The organism is Sulfurovum sp. bin170 (assembly GCF_010892395.1).
Classification (GTDB): Bacteria; Campylobacterota; Campylobacteria; order Campylobacterales; family Sulfurovaceae; genus UBA1140.
The window spans coordinates 1-2,031 of sequence record NZ_JAACKB010000262.1; the positions used below are offsets into that span (position 1 = coordinate 1).

Sequence of the window (2,031 nt, forward strand, 5' to 3'; positions counted from 1 at the left end):
TCTGCTTTTTTTGAGTCTATTTTTTTGTATAACATATTCTTATCTTTCTATAATATTAAATTTATTTATTAGTTTTTATATTATAATTGAAATTCATAAACTTAGGGTTTAATCATGGTGTATTTTTAGATTTTATTGCTTTTTTATTGGAAAAGTATAATTCTTAGCCAAAAAAGCATTCAATTGATTAGCAAACTCGTGTGCATCTTTGACTCCAAAGGCTTTTGGCCCTCTGGTCATCTCTCCTGAATCCCTTATCTCTTGCATTAGATTTCTGATGGCAAGGTACTGTTTGATATTATCCACGGAGTAGAGTTCTCCGCGGTGGTCGATGGCGTGGGCATTTTTTGTGATGATTCGGTCTGCTAGGGGGATGTCGGCCGTGATGACTAGGTCGTCTTCTTCTACCATTTCGACTATTTTGTGGTCTGCTTCATCGGCTCCTGTGTCTACTATCATATAGGTGATATGTTTTGATTTGCCTATGTTTATCTTTTTGTTTGCGATGACATAGGTCTCTATTTTTAGTCTCTCTATAGCACGAAGTGTAATTGGTTTTAGGAGGTTGGGGAAGGCATCACCATCTATAAATAGCCTCATTAACAAATCTCTTTGACACGACCCACTTCACCTGAACTGAGTCTCACTTTTATGCCATGTGGATGAGTAGGTGAGTTGGTTAAAATCTTCTGTACTGTCCCCTCTGTTAGGGTTCCACATCGTTGATGTTGTTTGAGGACTATTTTCACTTGAAGTCCTGATTTTATATTGGCTCGTTTTTGTCCGTTCATATTATTGAATCCTATTTATTCGTAAATTATTGAGTAAGTGTAGCAGAAATGCTGAAAAAATCAAACCATTTATAGTCAACAGCTATTCTGTATAACACAAACTATAACAAAAAAAGCGTAAGTTTACTAGCTATTAGTTAGAATGCCATAAATCATTTTCACAAAAAAAGGAAAAAATGTGAAGCAGTATAATGTTGCCGTTGTCGGTGCAAGTGGAGCTGTTGGTGAAGAGCTTTTTAGAGTTTTAGAAGAGGCTGATTTTCCAGTTGGAAATCTTCTACCATTAGCAAGTGCAAACTCTGCAGGAAATATGATAGAATTTGCAGGTAAAGAGTATAAGATAGAGGAGTTAACTGAAACAGTATTTGAGGGAAGAGATATAGACATCGCTTTCTTTTCAGCAGGTGGTAGTATCTCTGCAAAATATGCAAGATATGCTGTAGAGTCAGGTGCAGTGGTTATTGATAACACTTCACACTTTAGAATGATGGAGAGAGTGCCATTGGTGGTTCCAGAGGTAAATCCACAAGATATTGAGCTTTGGGAAGATACAGGGATTATAGCCAATCCTAACTGTTCAACCATTCAAATGGTGCAACTGCTTAAGCCTCTTCATGACCTTTATGGTATCAAAAGAGTAGATGTAAGTACCTATCAAGCGACATCAGGAGCAGGAAAAGCAGGAATGGAAGAGCTTGTTCGTCAGATGCAAGACTTTTTTGCATTTAAACTAGGAGAGACAGAAGTTAAAGCCTTTGCTCATCAGATTGCTCTAAATGTTATTCCTCATATTGATGTACCTCAACCAAATGGCTACACCAAAGAGGAGATGAAAATGGTCAATGAGACCAACAAAATTATGGATGAGAATTTTGCTATATCTGCTACTTGTGTGCGTGTTCCTGTACTTAGAAGTCACTCTGAATCAATTACGATTACTTTCAAAGAGGGTGTAGATGTGAGCGTAGCAGAGGCGAGAAGAGTGCTTAGTGAGTTTGAAAATGTTACAGTGATAGATGATATTGAAAACAATCAATACCCAATGCCTATAACAGCAACGGACACTGACGAGACCTATGTCGGACGAATTAGAAAAGATATTTATGCTCCCAATATGTTACATATTTGGGGTGTTGCTGACCAAGTAAGAGTGGGAGCGGCGACCAATGCTGTGCGTATTGCTCAAAAGTGGATAGAGTTGGAGGATTAAGATGAAGTTTGTTGAACTATTTTTTGAAAA

3 protein-coding genes are annotated in these 2,031 nt (G+C 37.5%); 1 reads left to right on the plus strand and 2 read right to left on the minus strand.

The features are described from left to right. Positions 1-132 precede the first annotated feature (132 nt). Positions 133-600 (minus strand): YaiI/YqxD family protein, encoded by a 468-nt coding sequence (locus tag GSY74_RS06150; RefSeq protein WP_164664223.1) that lies wholly within the window; start codon positions 598-600, stop codon positions 133-135. Beyond that, on the minus strand, positions 600-791 hold the full coding sequence (locus GSY74_RS06155) for a YwbE family protein (RefSeq protein WP_164664224.1): 192 nt from the start codon (positions 789-791) through the stop codon (positions 600-602). The genes GSY74_RS06150 and GSY74_RS06155 overlap by 1 nt, the downstream gene beginning before the upstream one ends. Before the next feature lie 178 nt (positions 792-969). Between GSY74_RS06155 and GSY74_RS06160 the strand changes: the two genes are divergently transcribed. Then, positions 970-2,001 carry an aspartate-semialdehyde dehydrogenase gene (locus tag GSY74_RS06160; RefSeq protein ID WP_164664225.1) on the plus strand — a complete coding sequence of 344 codons (1,032 nt, stop codon included), beginning with the start codon at positions 970-972 and terminating at the stop codon, positions 1,999-2,001. Positions 2,002-2,031: the final 30 nt, after the last annotated feature.

Bases quoted from the DNA above. Each gene is read 5' to 3' on its own strand.
- GSY74_RS06150 (WP_164664223.1), bottom strand. From the start codon at position 600: ATGAGGCTATTTATAGATGGTGATGCCTTCCCCAACCTCCTAAAACCA.
- GSY74_RS06155 (WP_164664224.1), bottom strand. From the start codon at position 791: ATGAACGGACAAAAACGAGCCAATATAAAATCAGGACTTCAAGTGAAA.